Here is a 258-nt window from a genome sequence, read left to right as displayed (position 1 = left end):
AAGTTCGCTGACGGCAGCAGTCTGGACGCCAGCGCCCTGCAGGCCAAGGCCCCGGCCAATGTAGTGATGGCGGAGGACACGACCCGCGAAGCCGACATCGACAGCGTGACTGGCCTGCCGGTTCCGCCACAGCCGACCCCCAAGACCCCGCAGAGGGGAGCGATGGGGGACAACAATGGCAACGAGGCCGATATCGACAGCATCGGTACCAATGAAGCCGATATCGACCACCTGCCGGGTCTGGGCCAGCCGGTCGAT

1 protein-coding gene is annotated in these 258 nt (G+C 65.5%); it reads left to right on the top strand.

Annotation, left to right across the window (positions count from 1 at the left end):
- Positions 1-258: hypothetical protein (locus tag PZA18_RS24635; RefSeq protein ID WP_284103519.1), on the top strand; the 258-nt coding region annotated here is incomplete at both ends.

This window comes from Parachitinimonas caeni (assembly GCF_030129945.1).
Classification (GTDB): Bacteria; Pseudomonadota; Gammaproteobacteria; order Burkholderiales; family Chitinimonadaceae; genus Parachitinimonas; species Parachitinimonas caeni.
The sequence above is the reverse complement of the archived record's forward strand: the minus strand, read 5'-3'. Positions and strand labels throughout refer to the sequence as shown.